The following is a 1,625-nucleotide window of genomic DNA, read 5'->3' as shown; positions in this document are numbered from 1 at the left end:
GGATCTTGTAAGCTGTACGTCAGCACCTCTCCATCTGGATCAAACGCTGTAATTTGACTCGACACTGGCGTATCTTCGGTTGTAACCAACGTCACCACCACCGGACCTACTGGTGGATCATTTACTGGCAGAACCGTAATCGTGATGGTGGAGATGGCTGTTCCTCCTTGGCCGTCGCTTACTAGTACGGTAAATTGGTCAGTTCCATTAAAGTTTGCATTCGGTGTATAGGTATACATCCCATCTAACCCTACGTTTACTATTCCGTTCACTGGAGCATTTTGTAACGAATAATCCAGCTGATTACCATCAATATCAGTTGCAATTACCATAGAAGTTACAGGTGTGTCTTCGTTAGTCGTCAACTGATAATTTGGAACAATTGGAGAATCATTTATTGGAATAACTGTAACGATAACTGATGCAGTAGCATTTCCTCCTAAGTTATCAGTTATATATACTACAAAAGCATCTGAACCGTTAAAGTTTGCATTCGGTGTATACGTAAATATTCCTGTATTAGAATCAATTGTTACTACTCCATTAATGGGTGGGTTTTCAATAGTGTAAACAAGTGGATTTCCATTTACATTAGTAGCAATTACTTGATTTGTTACTGGTGTGTCTTCATCAGTAGAGATTTGCAAATCCTGTGAAGTTGTAGTTCCGTTTGTTTCAAGGACCGTTACAAAAATAGTCGATAGTGCAGTGGCTCCTTCTGGGTCTGTTATTAATATGGTGAATTGATCATTACCTATAAAATTGTTATTAGGTGTATAAATGAATGTACCATCTTGATTTATGACGGCTTCACCATTATCTGGATTTTGTTGAAGAGTATAGGTTAGAGTAACGTTGTCAGGGTCTGAAGCAGGTATGCTGCTTGTAACAGGAAGATTAATGGTCGTTGTAACAGCTCTATCTCCTCCTACTGGCGGATCGTTTACAGGCACTATTGTTAAGGTCACAGTAGAAAGGGAAGTTCCTCCTTTACCATCTGATACCAGCACACCAAAAGTATCCATTCCGTTGTAATTTAAATTTGGTGTATAGGTAAATACTCCATTTGCCCCTAATACAACACTTCCATTTGACGGAGGCGGATTCAGCAAAGTAAATGTCAACGGATCCCCATCTGGATCAAAAGCTGGAATTTGATTTGTAAGAGGTGTATCTTCATTAATTGTAAATGCTAAATCAGCGGTGATTGGAGGGTCATTCACTGGAATTACGTTTATTGTAACGGTCGAAACCGCCGTTCCCCCCTGACCATCTGACACCAATACCGTAAATTGATCTGTCCCATTAAAATCTAGGTTTGGCTGGTAGCTAAATGTTCCATCTCCATTCACCACAGCTACTCCGTTTACTGGCGCAACCTGTAGCTGATAACTAAGAGGATTTCCATCCACATCTGTCCCTACCACTACTCCTACCACAGGACTATCTTCCTGCGTGCTGAACGCGTAGTTCGGCACCGTTGGTGCATCATTCACTGGCGTGACTGTTACCGTCACCGTTGAAACTGCCGTACCGCCTTGACCATCTGACACCAACACTGTAAACTGATCCGTCCCATTAAAGTTCAGGTTCGGCTGGTAGCTAAACGTTCCATCCGTATTCAC

At 41.8% G+C, this 1,625-nt stretch carries 1 protein-coding gene; it reads right to left on the bottom strand.

Annotation, left to right across the window (positions count from 1 at the left end):
* Positions 1–1,625: tandem-95 repeat protein (locus ACH0CI_RS26950; protein WP_406902530.1), on the bottom strand; the 1,625-nt coding region annotated here is incomplete at both ends.

Origin of the sequence: Priestia sp. 179-F W1.4 NHS, assembly GCF_045369295.1 — a bacterium.
Taxonomy (GTDB): domain Bacteria; phylum Bacillota; class Bacilli; order Bacillales; family Bacillaceae_H; genus Priestia; species Priestia zanthoxyli.
This window is presented reverse-complemented; position numbering and strand designations above follow the sequence as displayed.